The sequence below is a fragment of the Ruminiclostridium sufflavum DSM 19573 genome (assembly GCF_003208175.1).
GTDB lineage: Bacteria > Bacillota > Clostridia > Acetivibrionales > DSM-1351 > Ruminiclostridium > Ruminiclostridium sufflavum.
Genome location: NZ_QKMR01000007.1, coordinates 80555 through 105218 on the forward strand (window position 1 = coordinate 80555; position 24664 = coordinate 105218).

Annotated in this window: 23 protein-coding genes and 1 tRNA gene; 7 read left to right on the forward strand and 17 right to left on the reverse strand. The window is 38.6% G+C overall.

The window, feature by feature from the left end:
• Nucleotides 1-48 precede the first annotated feature (48 nt).
• The 7 genes from LY28_RS07570 to LY28_RS07600 all read right to left on the reverse strand — a co-directional run bounded on the left by LY28_RS07570 (nt 49) and on the right by LY28_RS07600 (nt 7283).
• Nucleotides 49-1923 (reverse strand): FAD-dependent oxidoreductase, encoded by a 1875-nt coding sequence (locus LY28_RS07570; protein ID WP_110461575.1) that lies wholly within the window; start codon nt 1921-1923, stop codon nt 49-51.
• A 190-nt stretch (nt 1924-2113) separates the two neighbouring features.
• Nucleotides 2114-2674, reverse strand: a complete 561-nt coding sequence (locus tag LY28_RS07575; RefSeq protein ID WP_110461576.1) for a hypothetical protein — start codon at nt 2672-2674, stop codon at nt 2114-2116.
• 118 nt (nt 2675-2792) lie between these two features.
• A complete protein-coding gene (locus tag LY28_RS07580; protein ID WP_110461577.1) occupies nt 2793-3140 on the reverse strand; it encodes a type II toxin-antitoxin system PemK/MazF family toxin in 348 nt (115 codons plus the stop codon).
• A complete protein-coding gene (locus LY28_RS07585) occupies nt 3134-3418 on the reverse strand; it encodes a CopG family ribbon-helix-helix protein (protein ID WP_110461578.1) in 285 nt (94 codons plus the stop codon). The genes LY28_RS07580 and LY28_RS07585 overlap by 7 nt, the downstream gene beginning before the upstream one ends.
• A 154-nt stretch (nt 3419-3572) precedes the next feature.
• Nucleotides 3573-4742 (reverse strand): alanine racemase, encoded by a 1170-nt coding sequence (gene alr, locus LY28_RS07590; RefSeq protein ID WP_110461579.1) that lies wholly within the window; start codon nt 4740-4742, stop codon nt 3573-3575.
• 249 nt (nt 4743-4991) lie between these two features.
• Nucleotides 4992-6563 (reverse strand): NAD(P)H-hydrate dehydratase, encoded by a 1572-nt coding sequence (locus tag LY28_RS07595; protein WP_110461580.1) that lies wholly within the window; start codon nt 6561-6563, stop codon nt 4992-4994.
• Between the two features lie 90 nt (nt 6564-6653).
• Nucleotides 6654-7283, reverse strand: coding sequence for a hypothetical protein (locus LY28_RS07600; protein WP_110461581.1), 630 nt, complete (start codon nt 7281-7283; stop codon nt 6654-6656).
• Nucleotides 7284-7524: 241 nt separating this feature from the next.
• Between LY28_RS07600 and LY28_RS07605 the strand changes: the two genes are divergently transcribed.
• The 4 genes from LY28_RS07605 to LY28_RS07620 all read left to right on the forward strand — a co-directional run bounded on the left by LY28_RS07605 (nt 7525) and on the right by LY28_RS07620 (nt 12179).
• A complete protein-coding gene (locus LY28_RS07605; protein WP_110461582.1) occupies nt 7525-8700 on the forward strand; it encodes a polysaccharide pyruvyl transferase family protein in 1176 nt (391 codons plus the stop codon).
• Nucleotides 8701-8864: 164 nt separating this feature from the next.
• Nucleotides 8865-9812 (forward strand): glycosyltransferase family 2 protein, encoded by a 948-nt coding sequence (locus tag LY28_RS07610; protein WP_110461583.1) that lies wholly within the window; start codon nt 8865-8867, stop codon nt 9810-9812.
• Nucleotides 9813-9958: 146 nt separating this feature from the next.
• Nucleotides 9959-10453 (forward strand): DUF4330 domain-containing protein, encoded by a 495-nt coding sequence (locus LY28_RS07615; protein WP_110461584.1) that lies wholly within the window; start codon nt 9959-9961, stop codon nt 10451-10453.
• A 13-nt stretch (nt 10454-10466) separates the two neighbouring features.
• On the forward strand, nt 10467-12179 hold the full coding sequence (locus LY28_RS07620; RefSeq protein ID WP_110461585.1) for an O-antigen ligase family protein: 1713 nt from the start codon (nt 10467-10469) through the stop codon (nt 12177-12179).
• 98 nt (nt 12180-12277) lie between these two features.
• Here the strand turns inward: LY28_RS07620 and LY28_RS07625 are convergent, their stop codons facing one another.
• Together LY28_RS07625 and LY28_RS07630 are read right to left on the reverse strand one after the other, a co-directional pair.
• The gene (locus tag LY28_RS07625; RefSeq protein ID WP_110461586.1) at nt 12278-13465 is read right to left on the reverse strand and encodes a Coenzyme F420 hydrogenase/dehydrogenase, beta subunit C-terminal domain; all 1188 of its coding nucleotides are present in this window, start codon (nt 13463-13465) and stop codon (nt 12278-12280) included.
• A gap of 25 nt (nt 13466-13490) precedes the next feature.
• The gene (locus LY28_RS07630; protein WP_110461587.1) at nt 13491-14948 is read right to left on the reverse strand and encodes a glycosyltransferase family 39 protein; all 1458 of its coding nucleotides are present in this window, start codon (nt 14946-14948) and stop codon (nt 13491-13493) included.
• A gap of 238 nt (nt 14949-15186) precedes the next feature.
• On the opposite strand from LY28_RS07630, the gene nudC reads away from it, so the two are divergent.
• Complete coding sequence (nudC, locus tag LY28_RS07635) at nt 15187-16023, forward strand: NAD(+) diphosphatase (protein ID WP_110461588.1); 837 nt, start codon at nt 15187-15189, stop codon at nt 16021-16023.
• 63 nt (nt 16024-16086) lie between these two features.
• Here the strand turns inward: nudC and LY28_RS07640 are convergent, their stop codons facing one another.
• The 3 genes from LY28_RS07640 to spoVB all read right to left on the reverse strand — a co-directional run bounded on the left by LY28_RS07640 (nt 16087) and on the right by spoVB (nt 19277).
• Nucleotides 16087-16776, reverse strand: coding sequence for a hypothetical protein (locus LY28_RS07640; protein ID WP_133250181.1), 690 nt, complete (start codon nt 16774-16776; stop codon nt 16087-16089).
• A gap of 319 nt (nt 16777-17095) precedes the next feature.
• On the reverse strand, nt 17096-17533 hold the full coding sequence (locus tag LY28_RS07645; protein WP_110461590.1) for an Hsp20/alpha crystallin family protein: 438 nt from the start codon (nt 17531-17533) through the stop codon (nt 17096-17098).
• Between the two features lie 172 nt (nt 17534-17705).
• Complete coding sequence (spoVB, locus tag LY28_RS07650; protein ID WP_110461591.1) at nt 17706-19277, reverse strand: stage V sporulation protein B; 1572 nt, start codon at nt 19275-19277, stop codon at nt 17706-17708.
• A gap of 340 nt (nt 19278-19617) precedes the next feature.
• Here spoVB and LY28_RS07655 point away from each other — a divergent pair, with 340 nt between their 5' ends.
• Nucleotides 19618-20442, forward strand: coding sequence for a C40 family peptidase (locus LY28_RS07655; RefSeq protein ID WP_110461592.1), 825 nt, complete (start codon nt 19618-19620; stop codon nt 20440-20442).
• Nucleotides 20443-20645: 203 nt separating this feature from the next.
• Complete coding sequence (locus LY28_RS07660; protein ID WP_110461593.1) at nt 20646-21380, forward strand: N-acetylmuramoyl-L-alanine amidase family protein; 735 nt, start codon at nt 20646-20648, stop codon at nt 21378-21380.
• On the opposite strand, the gene dusB is transcribed toward LY28_RS07660, so the two are convergent.
• The 5 genes from dusB to LY28_RS07685 form a co-directional block, all read right to left on the reverse strand.
• Complete coding sequence (gene dusB / locus LY28_RS07665; RefSeq protein ID WP_110461594.1) at nt 21337-22308, reverse strand: tRNA dihydrouridine synthase DusB; 972 nt, start codon at nt 22306-22308, stop codon at nt 21337-21339. The genes LY28_RS07660 and dusB overlap by 44 nt on opposite strands.
• A 61-nt stretch (nt 22309-22369) precedes the next feature.
• Nucleotides 22370-23164 (reverse strand): carboxymuconolactone decarboxylase family protein, encoded by a 795-nt coding sequence (locus LY28_RS07670; RefSeq protein ID WP_110461595.1) that lies wholly within the window; start codon nt 23162-23164, stop codon nt 22370-22372.
• A 99-nt stretch (nt 23165-23263) separates the two neighbouring features.
• Nucleotides 23264-23338: transfer RNA gene (locus LY28_RS07675), tRNA-Arg, on the reverse strand.
• Between the two features lie 200 nt (nt 23339-23538).
• A complete protein-coding gene (locus LY28_RS07680) occupies nt 23539-24180 on the reverse strand; it encodes a hypothetical protein (RefSeq protein WP_110461596.1) in 642 nt (213 codons plus the stop codon).
• A gap of 117 nt (nt 24181-24297) precedes the next feature.
• Complete coding sequence (locus LY28_RS07685) at nt 24298-24630, reverse strand: hypothetical protein (RefSeq protein ID WP_110461597.1); 333 nt, start codon at nt 24628-24630, stop codon at nt 24298-24300.
• Between the last annotated feature and the right edge of the window lie 34 nt (nt 24631-24664).

Below are 24664 nucleotides of genomic sequence, written 5' to 3' on the forward strand. Positions count from 1 at the left end.
CTTAAAAAAGGCACAATTTTAATCATATAGCTTTATCTGTAATTTATATCATTTCAGAGTTTTTCCAGTTTTCTTTTCTATAAACTGTACCGCTGCGTAGTATACCTCAGGGAACTGCAGTATATCCTTGCTTTTAAGCTTCTGCTGCAAGGTTTCATCTATCAGGCCCATCTTGCATGCTTCAGAATAATAATTTTTAGTTATTCCTGCTTGTTCGTTAAGGTCAAGTAATATTTCAGCAAATAAAGCCTTGGTAAGCGGATCACTTTTGATATACTTCCTCACTTTAGCATCAAACTCATAATTATATACACTCTTTGAAGCTCTGGCCACTCCATTGAGTATGATATAAGCAAAGTCCTCGCTCTTTGCATCCTTCTCAAGTCTGAAATCATTTGTTATCCCTGCGCTTAATAAGCCTAAATTATTTAATTTCTCAATATACGAAAAACTCCAGTTATCTGTAAGGGCAGAAGCCTCTTCCTTTACATCCGACATGTAAACACCCAGTCTTCTCAGTGTCCTTTCTATTTCAGACTGAACATCTATATTCTGGTCTTCTCCGATTTGAGGGACACTCATATTCCTTGAAATGCTATAAGCCGCAATAACTCCGGCAGAGAAACCCGTTCCTGCAATACTGGAATTTGAACTTATTGCTGTCTGCACCAGCGGTGAATAAGATGCCTTATCTCCTGTCATCAGCACATTGTTTAAGCCTTCCGGTATTAATGCCCTCAAAGGTATATAAAAGGCTTTAGGATTGCAAAGTATATATCCGTTACCGTCTTCAAGGGTCATTGTTACCGGTCTTGATGCAGTACTGATTCTGTCACTGAACCTTTTTCCGGTAAGAACATCCGTTAAAGTAAGAGAATAGCTGCCTTTGAAGTGATATGCAGAAGGCATGCTAAACTCATCGGCAATTTTCATTCCGCCGGAATTTTTAAATTGCTCTACGTTTAACTTTAAAAATTCATATAAATTGGTACATTCTTTTGCCGCTTTTGAATAAGCCTCATCTATCTTTCCTGTATCACTTAAATCAACATTTTTTACGGTTACGCTTTGAACAATTACCCTTGATTCACCCTGATCCGATATATTAAGGCCTTCTATTGATATATCCTTATCACCTGTTCTGTAGCTTTCAAGAATTTTATTTATATATATTGCTTGATTCTTCAGCATTTCCGCAATTGATGCATAGTCAACACCTGTCACCATAAATCCAAGCGTTACCGGAGGGTACAGTCCATCTATCCCAATATTGCTGTAACCGCTGCTGAAAGGCACCTTACATATTTTCAAAAGGTCTCCGCTTTTTGTTGCATCTATAAATCTTTTTGCAGTAATGTTTTTGTTTCCCTGACCTGTTTTGAAGTCCGCACTTACTACCTTTCCGTTTTCATATAATGCATTTTCCAGCTGTGCGTCATATAATACCGTAATCCTTTTCTCATCAGACACCATCTTCTTCAAAGCATCTGCATACTTGTATATATTATAGCCTTCCTCTGCATTATGTCTTATTTCTTTAAATATATCCGCACTGACATTCACACCTGTCGGCGAAACATCAGTCGACCAGTTTACATTGTAGGATTTTATAATCTCGTTGCCTAAATCCTTTGCAGAACAAACCAGCAATGTCTTTGCCCCCACTCTTGCCGCTCCTATTGCGGCACTGATTCCGTCCGGACCGTCACCGATAACAGCAACATCATAGCTGTAACTTCCGGAAACAGAGCCTAAATTGTCAAATGTATATTCTTCATTTGAATTAAAGTAATAATCCTTGTTAACCATTGGTCTGACTGCAAAAAAGAATATGGCAACAGCAATGACCATAACTATTGAAAGCCGGATTAATAAATCCATCCTTTTTTGCCAGTTGGTTGGCTTGACAGTGTCTTTTTTCATGGAATTTGTCCTTTTCTTTAATTATTAATTATATACAAAATTATACAAAAAAGAAGCTCAAATATACTATCGTCATTTAGCTTCTTTCCCTTAATATTTGTTTATATTAACCCCATGCCGGGTTCTTGGCGCAAAAGCCTGTGAGCCTCCTGCGGAAAGCCCCTGCCCTGCATATGTATAACAAAATAACTTACTTGATTGTATATGTTCCTTTAATCATAATATCCGCATCAGCCTTAGCTGTTATGCCTCTCCCGTCAGCCTTAGGAATCAGCAGCAGCTGGTTATCCGGAATAACGGCTCCGTTAGGTATGTCCGTACCTGATATTAAGTTTGATACTCCTCCTGTTGCAGTACTTGAAACATACGCAGTAACCCTGTCCTTGTTCCTGACGATGATTTCTGTGCTTGCATCCCCTATTAAGGTTTTTCCGGCAGGAAGCTTAATGATTTTGAACACTATGCTTTCCTTCAACGCTGATAATTCATTTTGCGTGTCTGTCAATTTCTTTTGAAGCTCCGACTGTGTTGATAAAGAACTGATTTGTTTTTTCAAATCGTCATTAGATGTCTGAATTAAGCTCTTTATCTCGATTTCCATTTTATCTATATATGTACTGTCATAAAGTGTTGTATCACTTCCTGTCTCAGCCATGGCAACCGGTGCAAACTGCACAAACGATACCGAACATAACACAACCGCCGCCATAATAAACGGGTTCTTTTTCATTTTTTTCATTGGTTTATTCATAATAACCTCCACGCCGAGTATCGGCACAAAAATTTGGTAAAGCCTCTGTGGTATCCCTCTGCTTTAAACAGGCACAAAGCTTTTTAATGCACATTCTTTCAATCTTCCAATATATTAACTATTCATAAAGTCCAAAACTTATTTCCAAGGCATCATTAACCTTTTCCATTAATTCTTCGTCCAAATGCCCTATTTTCTCTCTAAGCCGCCGTTTGTCAATAGTCCGTATTTGCTCCAGCAAAATAACCGAATCCTTTGCAAGGCCATATTCTAAAGCACCTATTTCTATATGCGTGGGTAGTTTGGCTTTATTAATTTGAGAAGTAATTGCAGCAGCAATTACTGTAGGGCTGTATTTATTTCCCACATCATTCTGGACAACTAAAACCGGCCTGACACCGCCCTGTTCTGAGCCGATAACCGGACTCAGATCTGCATAATAAATATCTCCTCTTTTTATTACCACGTTTCCTCCATCTTCTGAAGCCTTTCTTCATATTTGCGTTGTTGCTCCTCATCGGCCTCAAAGCAAAACTCCGCAAGCTTAAGATTTATTTCCGCCATTTCTTCATAGCCTATTTTCATTTTATTCCGCAACTCAAGCTTGTGCTTTTCCCTAATATAAAGAGTCATAGCTTCTCTTACAAGCATACTCCTATTAGTTTTCTCATTAGACACCATAATATCCAACTCTTCAAGCAAATTGTCAGGAATACTAATCATTATTTTTTTATATTGAGACAATTTTGTAAACCCCCACCCTCTAAAAAAGCCCTTTTATAAATAATCTATTCATCCTTCCCCAAGGACAAACAAACATAGCTGTATATAGTTATTATAATACCTCATAAAATATAAGGTCAAATTAAGTTTATGTTACTCAATCCCTGTAAGCGGCTTATATCAAGTAGTTCAGAATTTTCGATATTTTACCATCATGAATATAAGCTCTTGGTATCCTTTTCCCAACAATACAAACTAATTCATAATTAATCATTCCTATCGTTTTAGCAACATCCTCGGCAGTTATCACCTTGTCTTCCTGCTTGCCTATCAGTACGACCTCATCACCCACCTCCACGCTGCAGTCCAGATCAGTAACATCTAGCATGCACTGATCCATACATACTCTGCCAACTACCGGCGCATATTGTCCCCTGACAAGAACCTCGCCTTTATTGCTTAGCATTCTGGTATATCCGTCAGCATAGCCAATAGGAATGGTTGCAATCTTCGAAGTCCTTTTTGTGGTGTATATTCTTCCATAGCTTATAGAAGTATTTTTTTCAACTTCCTTAACCAAGACTACATTTGCTTTGAGTGTCATTGCAGGCTTTAAATCGATTTTTGACTTGTCAACTTCTTCAGAAGGGTACATACCGTACAGTATTATACCCGGGCGAACCATATCCAGATGCATCTCGGGATATTCTATAACTCCTGCGCTGTTAGCGCAATGCTTGACTGGTATATGTATTCCGATTCTTTGAAGCTCATTGTATATACTCATAAATCGTTCAAACTGCGTTAAAGTGAACTCCCTGTTTTTTTCATCTGCGGTGGCAAAATGGGTAAAAAGGCCTTCAATTATAAGATTTGGCAGCCTGCTTATTTCAACCACATTTTTGACAGCACTGTAGCCTGGTAAAAACCCTACTCTTGACATACCCGTATCTATTTTAATGTGGATTTTCACCTTCCTGCCCTGCTTAACAGCCTCATCAGATAGCGCCTGCGCCAGTTCATAGCTGTAGCAGGACTGGGTTACATCATTTTCAATTATTTCATTCGCTCTGCTTGGGTCTGTATAGCCCAAAATAAGTATCGGAACACTTATCCCGTCTCTGCGGAGCTGAATGGCCTCATCCAGCATTGATACCGCAAGCCTTGTCACACCATTTTCTAAAAGTGTCCTTGTCACCTCCATAACTCCATGCCCATATGCATCAGCCTTGACGACTCCCATTATTTCGGCATTTTTGTTCGTAATTCTTCTAACCTCGCGAATATTATGGGCAATGTTATCCAGATTAATCTCTGCCCATGCCCTGTTCAGTTTGTACCCCATTTTTCCATTAACCCCCAAATTGTATATCTCTTTTCATCTTCTGAACTTCCCCGCAAAATTCTTGCCGCCAGAGAAAATGTTCCCCGAATGCTAAAAAAATATAATATCAGCCTCACACACTTAGTATATCCATATTATAATTATTGAAAACATAATTATTTAATAAATTATACTTTCATTATTTCTTACATCAGCCGATAGTAATTGACATTTGTAATATAAGCTTGAGCACATGTATTTTGTTCTGTATTATTTTATTAATGTTGTCCGGATAATCGCACAGGGTATGTTTTCTGCTATATCCATTGCATTAAGTCCATGAATACCCTTTACCCCGGCTGCAATATCGCCTGCAAGGCCATGAATATAAACACCTGCAACAGCAGCCTTAAATACACTCGCTCCTTGACCTATAAGTGAAGCAATAATACCTGACAAGGCATCGCCGCTTCCGGCAGTCGCCATTCCGGAATTTCCGGTTGGATTTATATATATTTCTCCCGTTTTATCTGCAATTATAGTTCTGGCTCCTTTAAGCACAACCGTCACTTCCCACAGGCAGGCATATTTTCTGGCTACTTCAATCCTGTTTTGTTGAATATAGCTTATATCAAGACCTGTCAGCCTTGACATTTCTCCGGGATGAGGAGTCAGAACCACATCCTTGTGAAATTTATTTAAGATTCCGATGTCCTTTGCAATTACGTTAAGCGCATCCGCATCCAGCACTAAAGGAATACTCACATTCTCCGCAATATCTCTTATTATATTATATATACTTTCACCTGTAGAAATGCCTGGCCCAATAGCTGCAGCACTGCATTTTTTTAATAGCTTTAAAATGCTCTCGGTACTCAGCTCACTTATTATTCCGTTGTAATCTGGCAATCCTATGGCCACAGCCTCAGGTACAACACTTTGATAAATATTTAAAAGACTTGAAGGAGCGGCTATATAAACTAAGCCCGATCCTGTCCGCAGGCTGGCCTTTGCAGCTATGCAGCCTGACCCTGCCATACCTTCAGACCCTGTTATAACAGCCACCTTCCCGCAATTCCCCTTGTTGAATTCATCCTTCCTTTCAGGTATAACAGAGTTTACGATAGCGCTGTCTGTCAGAGCCGTATTCAAATTAACACTATTTATGGATTGCTCTGGCATTCCGATACTTTCCACAGCCAGCTGACCTGAATTGTATACCCCCGGATAAATAAGCTGCCCTATTTTGGGAAGCTCAAATGTAACGGTTTTATGAGCCTTAACACAATTAACAGCGGTTTTTCCGGTAGAAGCTTCTATTCCTGAGGCAATGTCAATTGATATTGTATAATCAGAATTTTGATTTATAAGCTCAGCAACCTTAGCGATATGACCTTTTATCTGCCCTTTAAAGCCTGTGCCGAATATACCGTCAAGGACAACCTGAGCATCTTTAATATCGCTGCTCAGAGCCTTTAATTCTGATTCTTCCTTCAAATCATCAATAATAAAATCTATATCCGCACTAATATTTTCCAAAATATCGAAATTGATTTTTGCATCTCCCGCAAAGCTTTCTTTTCCGAACAAACAATATACTTTTACCTTAACCCCGGCTACGATCAAATGTCTTGCCGCAGCCAAAGCATCTCCCGCGTTGTTTCCCTTTCCTGCAAAAATCAATACGCAAGGCAACGCCGGCTTCTTTTGCTCAAGATACATTTCAATATGTTTTACTACCTTCAAGGCGGCATTTTCCATAAGCACAATTCCCGGAATACCTATTTGTTCTATAGAAAATTTATCAATTCTGCCCATATCCGTTCCTGTTACAGCTTTCATATAACCTCCGCACCAAGCTTCTGTCCTTATCTGCACTTTTAGAAAGTATATCTTTCCAAACTAAAAATAATACCCTTGAGCCAATTGACTCTACTTATTATTAAAGTATATTTCATCAAGCTTTTGCAACTCGTCTTTACCCAGTAAATCATGGAAATATGAATATGTGTCTGTATCATCCTGAGCTAACAGCCCTCTTTCATCAATTAGCTTCTTAAGATGCTCCCTTGTAGCGGCAATCTCTTTGTCAAGGGCTTCGACCTTCTGCCTGCTCTCTTTTATGGAAAAATATACTATTTTAATGGTTTGCTCCAAAAGCTCAAGATTTGCCTGCCTTATTTCCTTTGGTATATCCAGAAGCCTTTCTTCTATCTCCTTGGTTCTTTTATTAATTGCAACTATTAATTTCTCACATTCCTGCATCTTTAACCGGGCTTCTTCATTATTATTGTCAAAAGCCTCTGTTGTAAGCTTTATAATACAGTCCATGTATTCCTTTTTTTTTGAAGCTATTTCTTTCGCCTCTGATGTCAATCTGGCCTGTTCCTTTAACAGCTCTTTTATGCTGCTTTCACAGTCTAATAGCTTCCCTGTCTTAACGATATTCTTAAATAAGCCGTTCCATCTTTCGTCTAAAATAAGGATGGATATATCATTTTTAAACAAAACCTTGATATCCAGTTCTTGTATTTTCTTTCTCCTGCTAAATATATTTCTCATATATCCTCCATCTGTTATATATTTCAGACCAATAGCATAAATTCTGCCGAAATAGCGGTTCAAAAATAATTATACACTTATATCCTTCTTAATTGGTTAAAAAACAAATATCTTTCATTAATAATATCGGAATAATTACTGCTTATTAATAATACTTTTTGTGCAAGTTTAATTTATTGCCTTGTAATGATTTTGCTACAAATGTATAATTAGGTATTGTACAAGGAGGCGGTATTTTATAATGGAAAACCTATTGCTTTATGCCCACGCAGGGAGCAGAAATCATGGCTGCGAGGCAATTGTAAGGTCAACTCTGAAAATTTTAAATTTAAATAATGTAAAAATATCTCTTGCAACCTTCAGGCAGCAGGAAGACTTATCTTTTCTGGCTACTGATTTCAACCTTAATATGCTGGAATATAAAAAATATGAAGGCTTACACCCTATTCGCCTGTTTGATGCCGGCTTAAGAAAGCTGGGTCTTAGCCAGAATATGCTTTTTTCATTTTCTCAGAAAGCCATAATTGACACTATGGATAAAAACACCTTATGCCTCTCAATAGGCGGTGATAATTACTGCTACGGCATACCCAGATGGATATATTATACAAACAGAATGGCTGCGCAAAAAGGCTGCAAAACTGTTTTCTGGGGATGTTCGGTAGATCCCGGGGCAATTAACAGGGAAATGCTGGAGGATTTGAAAAGGTACAGCCTTATTATTGCCAGAGAAAGTATCACTTATCAGGCCTTTATTGAAAACGGACTGACAAACTCTGTTCTTCTTCCAGATCCGGCCTTCACTTTGGACACAAAGCTTTCAAAGCTTCCTGAAGGCTTTATTTCCGGCAATACTATAGGTATAAATGTAAGTCCTCTTATTATGAAAAACGAGAGTACTGACGGTATCGTCCTGAGAAGCTATATTAATCTGATACAGCATATCATAGATACTACTGACAGCCAGCTTGCGCTGATACCTCATGTTTTATGGGAGCATGACAATGACATGATACCTCTGTGCAGGCTCTATGATATATTTAAAGATACCGGAAGAGTTATATTAATTGACGGCAATTATAACTGTATGGAGCTAAAGGGTTTTATTTCACGCTGTAAATTATTTATCGGCGCCCGTACACACGCAACTATCGCAGCCTATTCAACCTGTGTGCCGACATTGGTTATCGGCTATTCCGTAAAGGCAAGAGGTATAGCTAAGGATATTTTCGGCAGTGAGGACAGGCACACTTTACCGGTTCAAAAATTGGAACAGGAAAACCAGCTCATACATGCATATAATTCGCTGTCAGCCCAAGAGTCTGATATCAGGCAGCACCTAAGCTCTTTTATGCCTGAATACATCGGCAAAGCATACAAAGCGGGTGAATATGTAAGAAAGCTGGGAATAAGCTAATTAAATCGTATATTTTATTTGCTAAGTATTATTATACTTCTTCAGAAAAATTGACAGCATAAATCAGTAATGCTAAACTTAAAACCAAAAATAGGATTAAAAAAGCTGATAAATATGGGATACTCGTACAGCTTTTAGCAATCCTGCATGCAAAAGGAGATTAAATGAGCAGTTCACCACTTATTTCGGTAATAATTCCTATGTATAATACCGTTAAATATATTAAGCAAACTGTAGAAAGTGTGCTGGCTCAAACCTACAGCAGCTTTGAGGTTATTATTGTTGATGACGGCAGCACAGACGGAAGTGGGGAAATCGTGAAAACATTGATGCTGAAGGATTCCAGAATCAAATATATTTTTCAGTCCAATCAGGGAGTTTCTGCTGCCAGAAACAATGCTATCGTACATTCTCAAGGTGAATATCTGGCTTTTTTGGACAGCGATGACTTATGGCTTCCGGACAAGCTGGAAAAGCAGGTGTGCAGGCTTTCAGCTGCCGGCATGGATGGATGTTACTGCGGTTATCAATACTTTTGTGAAGCTTCAAAAGGCGACCGTTTTCCCAGGCGGTATTTTGAAGGTAAAATATTGCTGGAGGTGATAAAGGAAAAGGTCTTGGTCTGGACCAGTACTGTTGTAATAAAAAGAGCTGTTGTAGTAAGCAATGCAATTGCTTTCAGGACAGGTCTGAATTGGGCGGAGGATATGGATTTTTTCTGCCGGCTTATTTATAAATGTAACTTTTGTTGTGTCAAGGAGGTTCTTGCACTATACAGACAAAGGCCAAACTCACTTTCGGCCTCTCCGGACAGACTGCCCGAGATACAATTATGGAAGGAGTTTATGCAATGGGTGAAGGCTGCCCCTTCATCAGACCTATACAATAAGCAGGATATTGAAAGAGCCATATACAGCTACAGGCTTCCCAGCATTGCAATTTCCTGCCTCTATCAGAGACTTTCCAATGGAGCCAAGCCTGAGGAGGATTTTTTCAGAAGAGCTCCGCTGCAATTGGTTTTTGCTTACAGGCTAAGCCTGTCCGAGCCGGGTTTGAAGCTGTTTATAAAAAAACTGCTTATCCGTTTCAGATATGGTTATAAATCTGATTAGCAATTGAAATTCTATTTATAAACCGATGCTTTTAGAACTGCTGCAAACGGACAAGAAAATGCATTGAAAAACAGCTGTTTTTGAAATATATTAATATGTGAAAAGTAAATTACTATTTTAATAAAAGATTGAGGAGAGTAACACGTATGAAAATTGTAAATGAAAAAGGTAAATTATTCGGGTTAATTAATATCGTTGATTTAAGCATTATCATTCTGGTTCTTCTGATTGGAGCCGTAGTCCTATTAAAAGCAATAGGTACGGATGTGGGTCCTATCACAACTGAGGAAAGTCAGCAGAATATAACGGTGACCTATAGGTGCACCGTAAGAAATACTGATCAGATAAAAGCTTTAAAAGAAGGTGATCAGCTTATATCCCTGCTGAAACCGGCGGACGCCTATATCAAATCTATAGCCTATGCAGACTTGCAGGTACCTATAAGCACAGCCGACGGTAAAGCAGTATACGCTCCGGATCCTGTCAGAAAAGAACTCACTGTTACATTTACGATGAAGGCTGCTAAGGGAAACGGAATAATAAAGCTTGATAATCAGGATGTTGCAGTAGGTAAGATATTTACATTAAAAACTCATACCTTTGAAACACAAGGAACTATAGAAGCTATTCAGTTAAATTAGGAGGAATCTTAAAGTGTGGAAATATGTATCCAACAGCCTGCTTTTCAGATTCCTGATGTATATTTATAATATATTTTCCAATGCCTTCAGCAACAGCTTAGCGAATAAGTGTCTGAAAACGCTGTCAGCATGGAATCAAAGCAGTCTATCATATAAAGCTATACAGAATTACATGGCACAAATGCCTAAATATGCCCATTCCAAAGCATATAGATTTTTAGCTTTTTGCGGAAGCAAGCTGGATAAGCTTGCAGGCTGTATAAACTCATGCTATTTAAAAGCATACAAAAATAGTCTTTTATGTAAAATAATCGGCAGCATTAAAAGCCTTTCTGAAAAATACCTTGGCAGACAATATAAGGTCATACTATATATCATTCTTGCTCTTGCCTTATGTACAGCTTGCCTTTTCCTGCCTAAGCTTGCGATTGCCGGTATAATCGGAGTTTTGGCTGTTATATTTATCCTGCGGGATTTTGAGAGAGCAGCTTATCTGATAAGTATTTATCCGATACTGTATTATATTGCCGTCAGTACCGACATAGGCTCCTTGGCATCAATATGGGATGAGCTTCTGATTATCTTCTGCATAGGTGTGTGGTTTTACAGATGGCTTATTGACAGAAGAGATTTTGCATTCAACTGGTCGCCTGTGGACTTTTCATTATTTCAGTTTTTCTTTGTGGCAATAGTATTGTTCGTTCTGGCATCCTTTGATTCTCTGGGCTTTGACGGTTTAAGAGCAAATATAGAATATTTGATGTTTTTCTTTATAGTTGTTAAGCTTCTCAGAAGTGAAAACGGTGCTAAAAATGTAGTTAAAATAATGATTTTTACCGGCATTTTTATGTCTGTGATTGGTATATATCAGTATATCGCCAAGGTTGAAACTCCAGCATACTGGACAGATAAGGTTGAGGTCACCTCCGGTCCAAGAGTTTTTTCAATAGTAGGCAGCCCTAACGTTTTGGGATGTTTGCTGGCGATGCTCATTCCCCTTGCGGTATCTCTCATGTTTTCGGAGAAAAAATTATTGCAGAAGCTTTTATATACATGCGCTGCCGGATTAATGGGTATTTGTATACTGCTTACAGGTTCCCGCTCATCATGGATAGCACTCGGCCTTGCACTGATTATTTACGCCTTGCTGAGTAAAAGGTACAAGATAATAGCAGGGCTTGTGGTTGTGGCTGCTTTGGCATACAGCTTTGTTCCCACAGTCCAGAGCAGAATAAGTTACATGCTGGATCCCGAATATATCATAAGCAGCTTCAGGGGAGGAAGGTTTTCCAAATGGCCGAAGGCAATGGAAATGTTTTTAAACAGCCCTGTATTCGGTACGGGCTTCGGATTGTTCGGCGGTGCGGTAGCAACAAATAACAAGGTCAAGGGTGCCTTCTACGTAGATAATTATTATCTCAAGGCCGCTGTAGAAATGGGTATATTCGGCTTTATAGCCTTTATGACAGCCTTGTATAATGGGATAATCTGGCCTCTGAGAGCTATCGGAAAGGTTGAGGACAAGGTTTCCAAGGGCATTGTCCAGAGCGGCTTCGGAGCAATGATAGGTATTCTTTTTACTAATATAGTCCTTAATAATTTCGATGCACCTTCCGTAACCACATACTTCTGGACAATATCAGCTGTATGCGTTTATCTGGGTTTTATAAGAAAAGGCCCAAGCAACGTACTCACCAAAATTATAGCCCAGAATGAAAGCATATAATTAAATTAATTACTTATAAAAATCCCCTCGTCTCGGCATATTACTGCATATTACTGAACGAGGGGATTTATAATTATTTCACAGCAAATAACAATCATCTACTTCAGCACCTTTTTTGCCGCATGCAGCAGTCCGGTTTTCTTTAGTACCTTTGCCGCTGCTTCTGTCATTTTTCTTTTTGCTGTTATTACTATACTCTCTGAGCAGTATTTATATGCTAATTTGTCGAAAGGAAGCTTGCCAATATCCTCAAAAAACGCCCCTCTTTTTGGATTCTCTCCGGCAGACCTAAAGGCGGCAGGATTATAACAGACTGCTTTATCAATATCAACCCTTTCTGATACAATCAGGTTCTGAAGCCTGTCAAGCATCAGCTTGCCTTTGCCGCTGTTTGCAAAAACAAGTGAAGTGCCCTTGTCATCATCCATATGCGGTGCAATCTTCTGAATCCCCCAAAAATCCGCAAGTGTAATATCACTCTGCCTGTGCAGGGTTTTAAAACTGCATTTGTGACATGACGGCCGCAGACAGGCATCCTTTAAAAATGCCTGCATATATAAGTCCTTATCCAGAGTCTGTATATACCGGGTGCCATTATTAAATTCCAATTCCATAGAAAACCTATTCCAGCCTTTGTCCTTGTGTCTGAAATTTGCTCCTTGAACCTTTGACCCCATATGGCTTTCCTGATATGAAACATATTTCCCCCATGCCCTTGGAGACGGTACTCCGTGGCATATAATGTCTATGCAGAACAAATTATCATATTCCTGCTGCAAATAGGCTTTTAATCCTGCTATCTGGCAGGGTGTCCCTGAAAACAATACCTTCCTGTTTTTTTTGAGAAAATTCCCGGCGATTTTATATGCTTCTCCTATTTTGCTCTGCACATATTTTGAACCCCTGAAAGCCTTCAGCTGTTCCATTGATTCAGCATAGCTGTGTACAGCTGTCATATCCTTATCCAGAATAACACCGAATACCACGCCGCCTTCATTAATTATCTGCTCTGCAATCAGTGTGAATATGCCCCCCGAAGAGCTTTCAAGACGAACCTGTTCATTTTTGCTGTAACAGGCGAATGCCTGCGGCTCATTATCTATATCCTTTTTATTACTCACAGGACATACTTTTTCACAAAGTCCGCAAGCAATGCAGCTCTTCAAATCAACTCCGGGATACAAAAAGCCCTCGCTGTCGCTCTCCATATTAATACATTCCTTCGGGCAAACATTAGCACATGCATGACATCCCGTACAGTTATATTTTTCAGTTATCTTTATCATTTGAACTCCTTTTAAAGCCTGTTAATTAATGCCCTTCAGCTTCATTCAGAAAACCCGACCCAAATAAAATCAAAACAGGTATAACAGGCATATGATATCTGGCCTGTACCTCCAGCAAAGTGTACGATACAAGTATTCCCCCAAAAACCATAAGCAAAACAAGCGCATCATAGCGTTTCTCTCTAAGCGTATAGAAGCATGAACATAAAGCCATTAATATAACCAAAACATAGAAAAACTGGGCCAGTCCATAAAACGCTCTTGGGTGTGATTTAATTACCGCCTCTGCCTCCGAGCTGTGAGCTGCTACTGTACTCCAGTAATAGCCATAATTTTCATTTCCCCATAAAATCTCAAATTTATTCTTAATTAAATTCCGGAGCTGCCCCGGACTGCTTCTCAATCTGGTAAACGCTATCTGCTTTGCCTCCTTATGGACTTTGTCAAAATCATAAGCATTCTTTTCAATTATACCAAAGTCCTCCTTGTTAAAAACTCCGTTGTACTTAGTATTTGTACCTATCATCAGGTTGAATCCGCCGTCAGATTTTGTTATATCCACTCCTGTGGCCATCTGCACAGGTATATTTACTATATTGAGAGCTCCGAAATAGCAGATTAAAACAAGGACTATCGACTTGATTCCCAAACCGGTGCTGTTAATAGCCTTTGCCCTGTATTTCTTATATAGCAAAACAAATACCGCAAAAACAGGCAGCAAAAGCATTGCCATTGGCCTGACAAGCTGCGCGGCAGCCGTAAGCAGGCCTATTCCCGCTAATATCAGATTGCCGCTGCCAATTTCATAGTTTTTATAGGTATATCTTTTTATAAACCTCAGAATAAGGAGTAACGAGCCTGTAAACAGCACCATAAACAAATGCTCCGATGCAATAACAGAGGTATACATTATTTGTGCGGGCCAGAATGCAGTCATCAATGCGGCTATTCTTCCTGCCTTTTCAGAATAAAGCATTCTTCCTCCCGCATATATAAGCATTACAAGTATTATCGAAAGGACTGCATTAAACATTTTTGCAACCATCAATCCGGACCCGAATACAGAGTATAAGCCGGCCAGCACCATACCAAAACCTATTTTGAAAGGAAAGACGGCATAGAAATTGACAAAGCCCTTAAAATTCCCCTGACTTGCACTTACCCCATAGTTATGGATATGAAGAAAATCCGAGAAGGGCTGAGTATCAACAAAGTATACCCATATCAGCCTTGGAGCAAGCGCGGCAAGCACCAGCAAAATAATAAACAGTCCCGTATTAATTTTTGTAATTAAGTTTAACTTACAGCATAAAAATATGCTCGCTGCTGACAGTATCAAATAAATGTATCCCATATACGAGGGCATTTTAACTGCCGACGGTCCCAAATTACGGACAACGCATACTAAAATCAGCGCCAGTAAGGCAACAGCTCCGCAAATTATTAAGTAAAAAATAATATCTTTAAATTTCAGTTTATTCAATTTAATGTTTCCTTTCTGATAATATGGTTCTCCAAGGCATATTATTAGTATATATTTGTATAAAACATATTACAATATTGAATACTCCTTGAATTTGATTTTCGATATTACATATGATATTCTAAGAAAAAGTTTTTAAGAGGCAAATTGATTATTTACAGCTATTTACAGCCAGCATTGGCTTTATTGTTATAAGATTAATTTGTTTAAAAATCACATAAAAAGGCAGATTATAATTATGGGTAAAGAAAGTATTTACAAGCAGTATGAACCGGCTGTCACACCGCAAAGCAAAGCCTTCGGCAAGGTTTATTGGTTCGCTTTTTGTGCAAATGATATGCTGGTTAAGGTTGAAAACGGCAGTTACAGTATCCCTTATATGAACGATTTACGGGAAATGAATATTTCTCCTGTCAGAGCCCAGTATCTGGGACTCTTAAAAGGCTGCCCCTGCTATTCAGCAGAAATTGCCTCACAGGATAATATCCCTTTGGGAATGGAATTCATACCCTTGAGAGCCCTGTTTGATTTAATTGACATGGATTTATTTCTTTTAGCAGGCAAAGCCTTTCAAATAATACTGTGGGATCAATCTCATCAGTTTTGCGGCAGATGCGGTACTCCTACTCAGGAGCTGCCCGGCGAGAGGGCAAAAAGCTGTCCCAAGTGCGGCTTAATCACCTATCCCCAGATTTGTCCCGCTGTAATAACGGCTGTTTTCAGAGGCGACAAAATACTTCTTGCACATGCCAAAGCCTTTAAGGGAAACCTGCACAGTCTTATTTCAGGCTTTCTGGAGCCGGGTGAAACCCTTGAGGAATGTGTTCAGAGAGAAATAATGGAAGAGGTGGGCATACGGGTAAAGAATATAAAGTACTTCGGCAGCCAGCCCTGGCCTTATCCCAATTCATTAATGGCAGGCTTTACAGCTGAATATGAAAGCGGTGAAATAACCGTTGACGGTACTGAAATCGAAAAAGCAGGCTGGTTCAGCCCCGGCAATCTTCCTGAGCTGCCTTCACAGGTAAGTATCTCAAGGCAAATAATTGACTGGTATATTCAGAAAGGCTTATAAGTTACCAAGGAGACAGACTTTTAATTTCCTTTGTCCGTCTCCTTATTTTCTGACTCTTTGTGCTTATTTACTCTCTGTGTTATTTCTATCCTTCAGAGCCTCTATTCTTTCTTTTAGTGCTTTCTCCGCTAGTTCCTCCGATATATTGTCCTTTATAAACTGCACCTTGTTGCTTGCTTTTATTTTACCGTTTTCTATCAGTATATCCCCCTGCTGCGGGTTTATAGTAGAACATGGACTATCCTCATAGCTCTCTAAAAAGAATATATGTCTTTCTCCAGTTTGATAGTATACAGTCCCATACATATTACGTTCATCATATTCAATCTCTTTATAGGCTCCTCCGAATTGCTTGATTTTTACTACGTCTCCGGGAAAATACCTCCCTTTTATAACCTTACTTATTTTGATTTCCGAAACTGTATACACATGACTTACCGGTTCCCCTTCCCCCGTCAGGGTATTTACAGTCTTCCCTGTCACCAGCTCTTTTGGGGCATCAACCTCAATAACATCACCTATTACGACTGTATCAGCGTATTTATCCGCCTGGTCATAATTTTCATAATACCTGTATGAAGCTAATACACCACCAGGCAATGGTGGATTTACAGATAAGCCACTAAATGAAATATTATTATTAAACACCTCCGCTGGTGTCCTTATCATAAAAAAAACTGTTAAAAGCAGCAGTACCAAAAGCAATACACCTATTGAACTGAGTAATAGTTTCTTATTTTTTATAATTTCCATAATAAATTGTTCCCACCTTATTTTTACTACAAGCAAAATTTTACCATAATATTCTATATGTATCAATAATTCAGTAACTGATATATTCAGAATACATTCCGCTGTACTCAGAATTTTTGTGTCCCAATAGGGCATAGAAGGCATAAAGGAGAAGAGGTATAAAAGCATATTGCTCAATTGCTTTCATACCTCTTCTTGAGAAATTATTTATGGTTAAAAAATGCTTTAGGAGGCTAAGTCTCTGTAATCATATCACCTCGCTTCATAATTCAATCTAATTGAATTTAGTCTAATGTATAGCTCAGGGCCTGATTTGAGCTTACTGAATTTCAATTCTGCTTTCAATCTTTTTAGACTCACTCTTTGGCAATACAATCGACAGAACTCCGTTTTCATATTTAGCCGAAACCTCATCAGCCTTTACATTCTGGACATTGAAGCTCCTGCTTGCAGAGCCGTATCTTCTTTCTCTTCTGATATAGTTATTCTTCTCTTCCTTTGATTCTTCAGTTTTTTCTACTGAAATTGTAAGCCTGTCATTCTTCAAGTCCAGTTTAATATCTTCCTTCTTAGCACCCGGGATTTCCGCATCAATTACAAATTCGTTTTCAGTTTCCTTAATATCTGCTTTAATTGAACCGGCACTTACAATTCCCATAAAAGGTTCATTAAAGAAATCATTAAACATGCTGTCGATATCAAACAAGCTTCCTCTTTCTTGAACATTGTTGTTTCTGAATGGTACTATTCCAAACATATAAAACACCTCCGTAAAATTTTAATTTATTAGTTGTTTTTTGATTTTGACTTTCCTTGACCTTATGACTATATTATACTCATTACTAATATAAGCTTCAATATTTGATTTTGACTTTCTTTGACCTTTATTGTACTTTAAAATTAGTTTATTTAATTTATATCACTCTGTCTCAATATTTCTTAAATTTTCTCACTCTTTTGTTTTTTAGCCCTAGAAGCTGTAAAAGCTCTCTCCAATTAATAACACCCACCAGTGCCATTAAGAATAATGCTATTATAATATATGCAGCTATTGCAAAAAGTGTATGCACAGATGCATTTAGCCTCATAAAGCTGAAAAAGCCATAAATATTTTTCCCGAAAATGAACAGAACAACCGTCACTGCCGCGGGCAAAAGCACCCAATGCCTTAAATCCAGTACCATACCCGTATTTTTTACTATAGTAATAAAATTTAAAATGCATATAATTAATGAGCTTATTATCATACCTATTATGTATACCGGCAGACCATATTCAGGGATAAGGAAGTATACAAACAGAATTCTTATAACAGACCCGGCTATAGAGTTTGCCAATAGAAGTCCCTGCTTGCCAAGACCATTCATCACACCCATCAGTATTTGCTGCAGATAAAGGAATATGCAGGTAAACGAAAGTAAAAACAATGTTCCTCCGATATTCTGCCCGGGATAAATCAAATCAGATATTTTATTGGGATAGCAGGCAAAAAGTGCCATAAATACAAAGCCGAGAACCATGGTTATCTGAATCGACTTGGAAATCCTGTAATTAACTCTATTGAAATTTTTCAGCGATATCGATTCTGAAATAGCCGGTACCAGGGTAGTCGCAAGCGATGTGGTGACAAGCTCCGGAAAAAGTATCAGTGGCATTGCCATTCCCATGAGCTTGCCGTATTCCTCCATACACTGTATATAATTCAAGCCCCCCTCCAACAATCTCTGCGGAATCAATATCACCTCCACAGCCGCCATTACAGATATCAAAAATCTGTTAAAGGATATTGGAGCTGCACAGCCAAAAATCAAGCTGACTAATTTTCTTTTTCTTATCTTGCCTTTCACAGAATTTTTGTCGGAAAATGAATATTTCTTATATTTGTAGCAAACAGCCAGCACAAGCAAATTTGACATCTCTCCTATTGCCATGGCCAAGGTTGCCAGCGCACATGCGTACTCAAGCCCCGCCTTTAAAAACTGAGAAGCCAGTGTAATTACTATACCTATTTTGACCAACTGCTCCACAATCTGAGAGACTGCTGTGGGAGTAACATCCTGTATTCCGTAAAAATAGCCCTTATATGCCGAAGCCGCCGCAATAAAGGGTATGCAGGGAAGCATTATAATAACCGACAAATATGTTCTGCTGTCCTTCAATACCTCATTAACAAAAAAGTTTATATTGGCATATAAAACAGATGAAACAACTGTGCCGGCCGCCAAAACAAAAAACAAGCCTATCTTTGAAATTCTTTTTATATTAATGCTGTTTCCCTTCGCAATCTGTTCAGCGGTCATTTTTGATACAGCTATTGAAACTCCGGAGGTCAATGTCAATATAATAAGGGTATATATAGGGACTATCAGCTGATAAAGCCCCATGCCCTCTGCTCCTATCAGATTTGAGAGATATATCCTGTACAGAAAGCCGATTACTCTTGAAATAAATCCTGCAATCATTAATATAATTGCACCCGTAATAAATGTTTTTTTGGTCATAGCCACCTCTGAGTATTTTATTTTTCATCCTGTCGTAATTTTATTACAAAGATATTAATTCAAAATATCTCTTCTCTACTATTAGTATTGAAGTTTGTATCCATTTATGTCTCTATGTTTGAAGAGGTTTGCCATATATTACAGGTTGCCCTTTCAGGCAAAAAAGCCTTATAATAGGCCTAACAGCAGCTTTGCGCAAAGCTCTCAGAAATGATGGCATAGTAGAAACACCCTGCATGCAGTCCATGAGGATAAGGCCTACCTGACTATCAAAAATAACCCTATAGAAAATGTTCTTATGCTGTTATAACCGGCATATAGGGAAACTATCGGAGGGCAAATGAATAAAAAATTGTTATCAACTTTTTTAGCATTATCTATTTGTGCAGCAGCAATAATTCCAATTTACAAGCATTTGGAGCTTAACAGCAGCAACAGCAGTATATCAGCTGCCAGTGAGCTGGAGCAATTAAATCCGGAAAAGCTAGAAGCCTTAACCGACGATGTCAAATTATCTAAAAGTGAGAGCACTGAAAATATAACATCAGAAAAAAAAGCAGCAGCTGAAAATACTTCCGGCTCAGCCGCAAGCAATTCCAGCACAAATAAGGCTGTCACAAGCTCAAAATCAAGTACAGAAAACAAGACAACAGCAAATACCGCTAAATCAAAAGCCAGCACATCGTCTTCAAGCGAATCAGCTGCAAAAGCAACAACCAATAAGGCTGCTTCAAGTTCATCCTCAAGCACAAAAAGTACTTCTTCAAACAGAGGAACGACATCCTCTGCCACAAGCTCCAAGGCAAGCGCTGTAATCAGTACCGCAAAAAGCCTTCTGGGAGTGCCTTATGTTTGGGGCGGAGCATCTCCAAGTGGTTTTGACTGCTCCGGATTTACTCAATATGTATTAGGCAAAAATGGCATTACTGTTCCAAGAACTGCCGCTGAGCAGTATAAATCAGGAACAAGCGTCTCAAAAAGTAATCTGCGCGTGGGTGATTTAGTATTTTTTACAACCTATAAAGAAGGTCCTTCTCATCTAGGCTTTTACTTGGGGAACGGCAATTTTATACATGCCAGCTCTTCAAAGGGAGTCACTATATCAAGCTTAAGCAGTGATTATTATTCAAGCAGGTATATAGGAGCAAGAAGAGTAATTAATTAGGCTATAATATCGCAAACCGAAAATCCGGTATGCTTTTAAAAAGGCTTTCAGAAAAAAATTTCTGAAAGCCTTTTTTATTTATTTTCTCTTATGATAGAATAATAGCAGAAAAAACAATAGTGGGTTACTAAGCGCAGAGCAGATATTCTCCGCAAGTTTACACTCAATAAATATTTTATGCCGGAAATCAGCGTGGAGGTTATATGAAAAGGCCAAGTGAACGAAGCCTTCGAATTTTAATAGCTTTGCTTTCTATAGCAATTATTTTGTTATCAGTATTTACCTTTTTGGTTAAAAACGGTTTCTCAATAAAAGATATTTTCCCGAAAGCTATTGTGTCCGAGTTTTCTGCACAACCTGAAGGGCCTGCTCCTGCCGTAATAATAGATGCAGGTCACGGCGGCTGGGAACCCGGTGCAATTAACGGCTCAATACAGGAAAAAGAGGTTACCCTAGCTATCGCCCTTGAAGTGGAAAAAATTTTAAAAGAAAAAGATATCAGTTATTTTATGATTAGAAATGATGACACATATGTAAGTCTCGAAGACAGAATCAAAATTGCAAATGAAAAGGCTTGCAGGCTATTTGTCAGTATTCACAACAACTCCTATACCGATCCGGCTCAAAGAGGTGTATTAACCGCATATAATCCATACTCAGACACTGGTAAGGATATTGCAGGTATTATGCAGTCAAGACTTGAGAATCTGGGCATGAGAAACAGAGAGCTGATGCCCCGCCCGAATTTATATGTTCTCCGCTATACAAGCATGCCTTCTATATTGCTGGAAATAGGCTTTCTGTCTAACAAGAAGGATTTAAAGCTATTAACTGACGGAGACTTTCAGCAAAAATGTGCACAGCAGATAGTCTTGGGAATAGAAGACATCGCAGCTAAGTATTTTCCTGACGAAGTAAAAAACTCTGCAAAAGATTAAAAATCTCCTCTTTATTTGTTAATTTAAAAAGCTTTTGCTTTGTATATGCGGCATCTCTCAGGCCTTTAATATACCAAGCTATATGTGACCTCATTTCAAGAATGCCCGTTCTTTCTCCCTTATACTCTATCAGCATATTCATATGCCTTATAATTGTTTGTATTTTTTGTTCAGCTGTAGGCGCAGGAATAATTATACCCTCTTCAAGGTATTTGTTTATCTGATTAAATATCCATGGATTACCCTGAGCTCCCCTGCCAACCATTACGGCATCACAGCCCGTCTCCTCAAATAAGCGTTTTGCTGCTTCGGGGCCGGTTACGTCACCGTTGCCGATTACAGGAATAGAAACAGCTCTCTTTACCTGCTTAATAATATCCCAATCAGCCTTGCCGCTGTAATACTGCTCACGGGTTCTTCCATGAACCGTAACTGCACAGGCACCGTTTTCTTCGGCAATTCCGGCTATTTCAACAGCATTAGCGAGGGAATCATCCCAGCCCTTGCGTATCTTCACCGTAACCGGTTTTTTGGTGGCTCCTGAAACAGCCTTTACTATTTTGGCGACCAGCTCCGGCTTTTTCATCAAAGCGCTGCCCTCACCATTTTTTGTTATCTTGGGAGCAGGGCAGCCCATGTTAATATCAATTATACCGGCATCCGATCTGTCCAGCTTCTCTGCCACCTCCGCCATTATTTCAGGCTCGGAGCCAAATATCTGCACTGCACCGGGTTTTTCCTTCTCATCAAGCAGTGTCAGCTTTGTACTTTTATCGTCATTATAATGCATACCCTTTGCACTTACCATTTCAGTGAAGACAAGTCCGCATCCCTGCTCCTTGCACAACACCCTGAACGGCATATCCGTTACTCCGGCCATTGGTGCCAAAAAAATCCTGTTTTCCAATTCTGCGCTTCCTATTTTCACTGTTTGTTTCCTCGTTTTTATAAGTGTATGATAATTTATTTTTATTGCCGGCTATGTATTGCTATTTCCTGTCCGCTAAAACAGCCATCAGGCTATTCATTCCGTTTACAGCCGACGGAAATCCTGAAAAGGCTGTCATTAAAAGCATTAATTCCTTTAGCTGAGCAGATGTTACCCCTATATTAAGTGCCATATTAATATGTGTTTTTAACTGTGACTGCGCAGTCCCTAAAGCTGTCATAGCAGAAATTGAAGCAAGCTCCCTATACCTTTTGTCTATATTATTTCTTGCTGTAATATCCGCTTGCCCGCAAACTATAAGCTCTACAAGCTCCGGAGAAAAATCTCCGTAAAACTTCTCCAATAATTCCACCTGCCTGCCGTCCAATTCCGAAAGCACCCTTGAGCCTATTTCGTATCTGGTCTCAGGTAAAATTTCATTTGTAGGTTCAGTCCCTATATCATCCTCTATACCTTCGCTCTTCCGTTCATCTAAAACTGCTATCAGAAGGTTTACCGCATTAATGCATGACGGAAACCCTGAAAAGGCTGACATTTGAAGTATTATTTCCTTAATCTCATTAATAGTGCAGCCGACATTCAGTGCTCCGTTCATATGAAGCCTTAATTGAGGCTGGGCGTTTCCCAGAGCTGTTAACGCTGCTACTGCCGCTATCTCTCTTGATTTTAAATCCAATGCCTCTCTATTATAAAGTTCCCCCCAAACATATTCAACCATATACTTCTCTAAATCAGGAAATATATCCTTTACACTGTCATCAATGCTGCTGTGGGCATTGCCCAAAACCTTGCGCTGATTTATGTATCCTTGTTCCAATTTATTTTTTTTATCCATAGAAGTTGTCTCCTTTTGCTGAATCACTTGCAGTCCAAAGCTCCTGCCTAAATATAACTGTTTAACAAAAAGCGCCAGAAATCTTTAATTTCCAGCGCTTGGCGTCCCGAACAGGAATCGAACCCGTATCAGTGGAACCGGAATCCACCGTCTTATCCATTAGACTACCGAGACATTATGTAATTAAGCTGCTAAAACAAAAGCTTCCTGCAACGTAAATTTCCCATACAAATCCAATACATATTATAGCCTAATAATTGCTTGTTTACAATATCAAAAAGCTGCCAATATAATAAATTATCGTTTCAATTATCCCTGTACACCCTAAATAGCTGAATTACATTACAACTATAAAAAATATGCCGCCATATATATTACAGCCGGAGTAAAACCAGCTCCAGCAAATAGACAATTGCCTGACTAAGCAATGCATTCCAAATAAAAACAAGTACGAATACAATTCCTCTGATACTGTTTGAAAGCTTGAACAGCACACACAGCCCCCGTGTAATTACCCCGTTGAACCAAAAATACGCCAATATGCCAAGCACCGAGGATATGTATGCCAGTATATCAGAATTATACGTAACAGCCATGCTTCCGGTAAAATAACACAGCAAATCTACAGGTGTAATAATAGCATTAGCTATTGCATACAGCTTTGCGACCTTTGTTAACTGGCTTGAATATATCATTACCAATGACATGGACTTACTTTCATTTCTGTTTTTAAAATGCTTTATGGCATCAAAAGCGGGATAAGAAAAACCCATCATATCCACAAAGCCTACCACCAAGGCTGCCAAAAGCAATATCCCCATAACCTTGAAATTGAATTCAAAATTATTTCTGAATTCTGCATTATTTGAACACATACTAACCGCAGCGAAGAATACATCCCGCAAGCCAACAAAGACTATCCCTATATAAAGCCACATAGTTTTGTCATTAAGCTTGGAATAAAAATCCTTTCTTAGCAGGAAAAAATCAATTATTTTGTTAAAACTCAATTTCATATATGCTCCTTAATATTGTTTTACACATATCATATAATAATATATATGGCATGCTAAAATCAAGAGCGTTATCAGTATTAATACTGATTTTAAGAAATTATTACCGTTTAATGCATATTAAAACAGCTTCATTAAAAGAAAAACAACTGCTGCAACGCTACCAATCAAGGCTGAATTTATTATTATATTTTTAATGAATTTATTGTTAGCTTTCTCTTTTTTCTCCGGAGGGTGCAGCTTGCATTTATTTTCTTTAATATAGCTATTAATGATTGCTTCTGCCTCCTTCAGAATAAAATCCTTTTTTACATTGTTATGCTTATCCGAATTTAAAATGGTACATTTCTCCTCTCTTTCTTTCTCCTCTTTTAAAACCAGTATAGCCGACTCAAATAAATTGGAACAAATATCATTAATTACAATCACCCTTCTAGCTTTTCCATAAAACATAGTATCCTCCAACAAGAGCATTTATCAGTAGTTT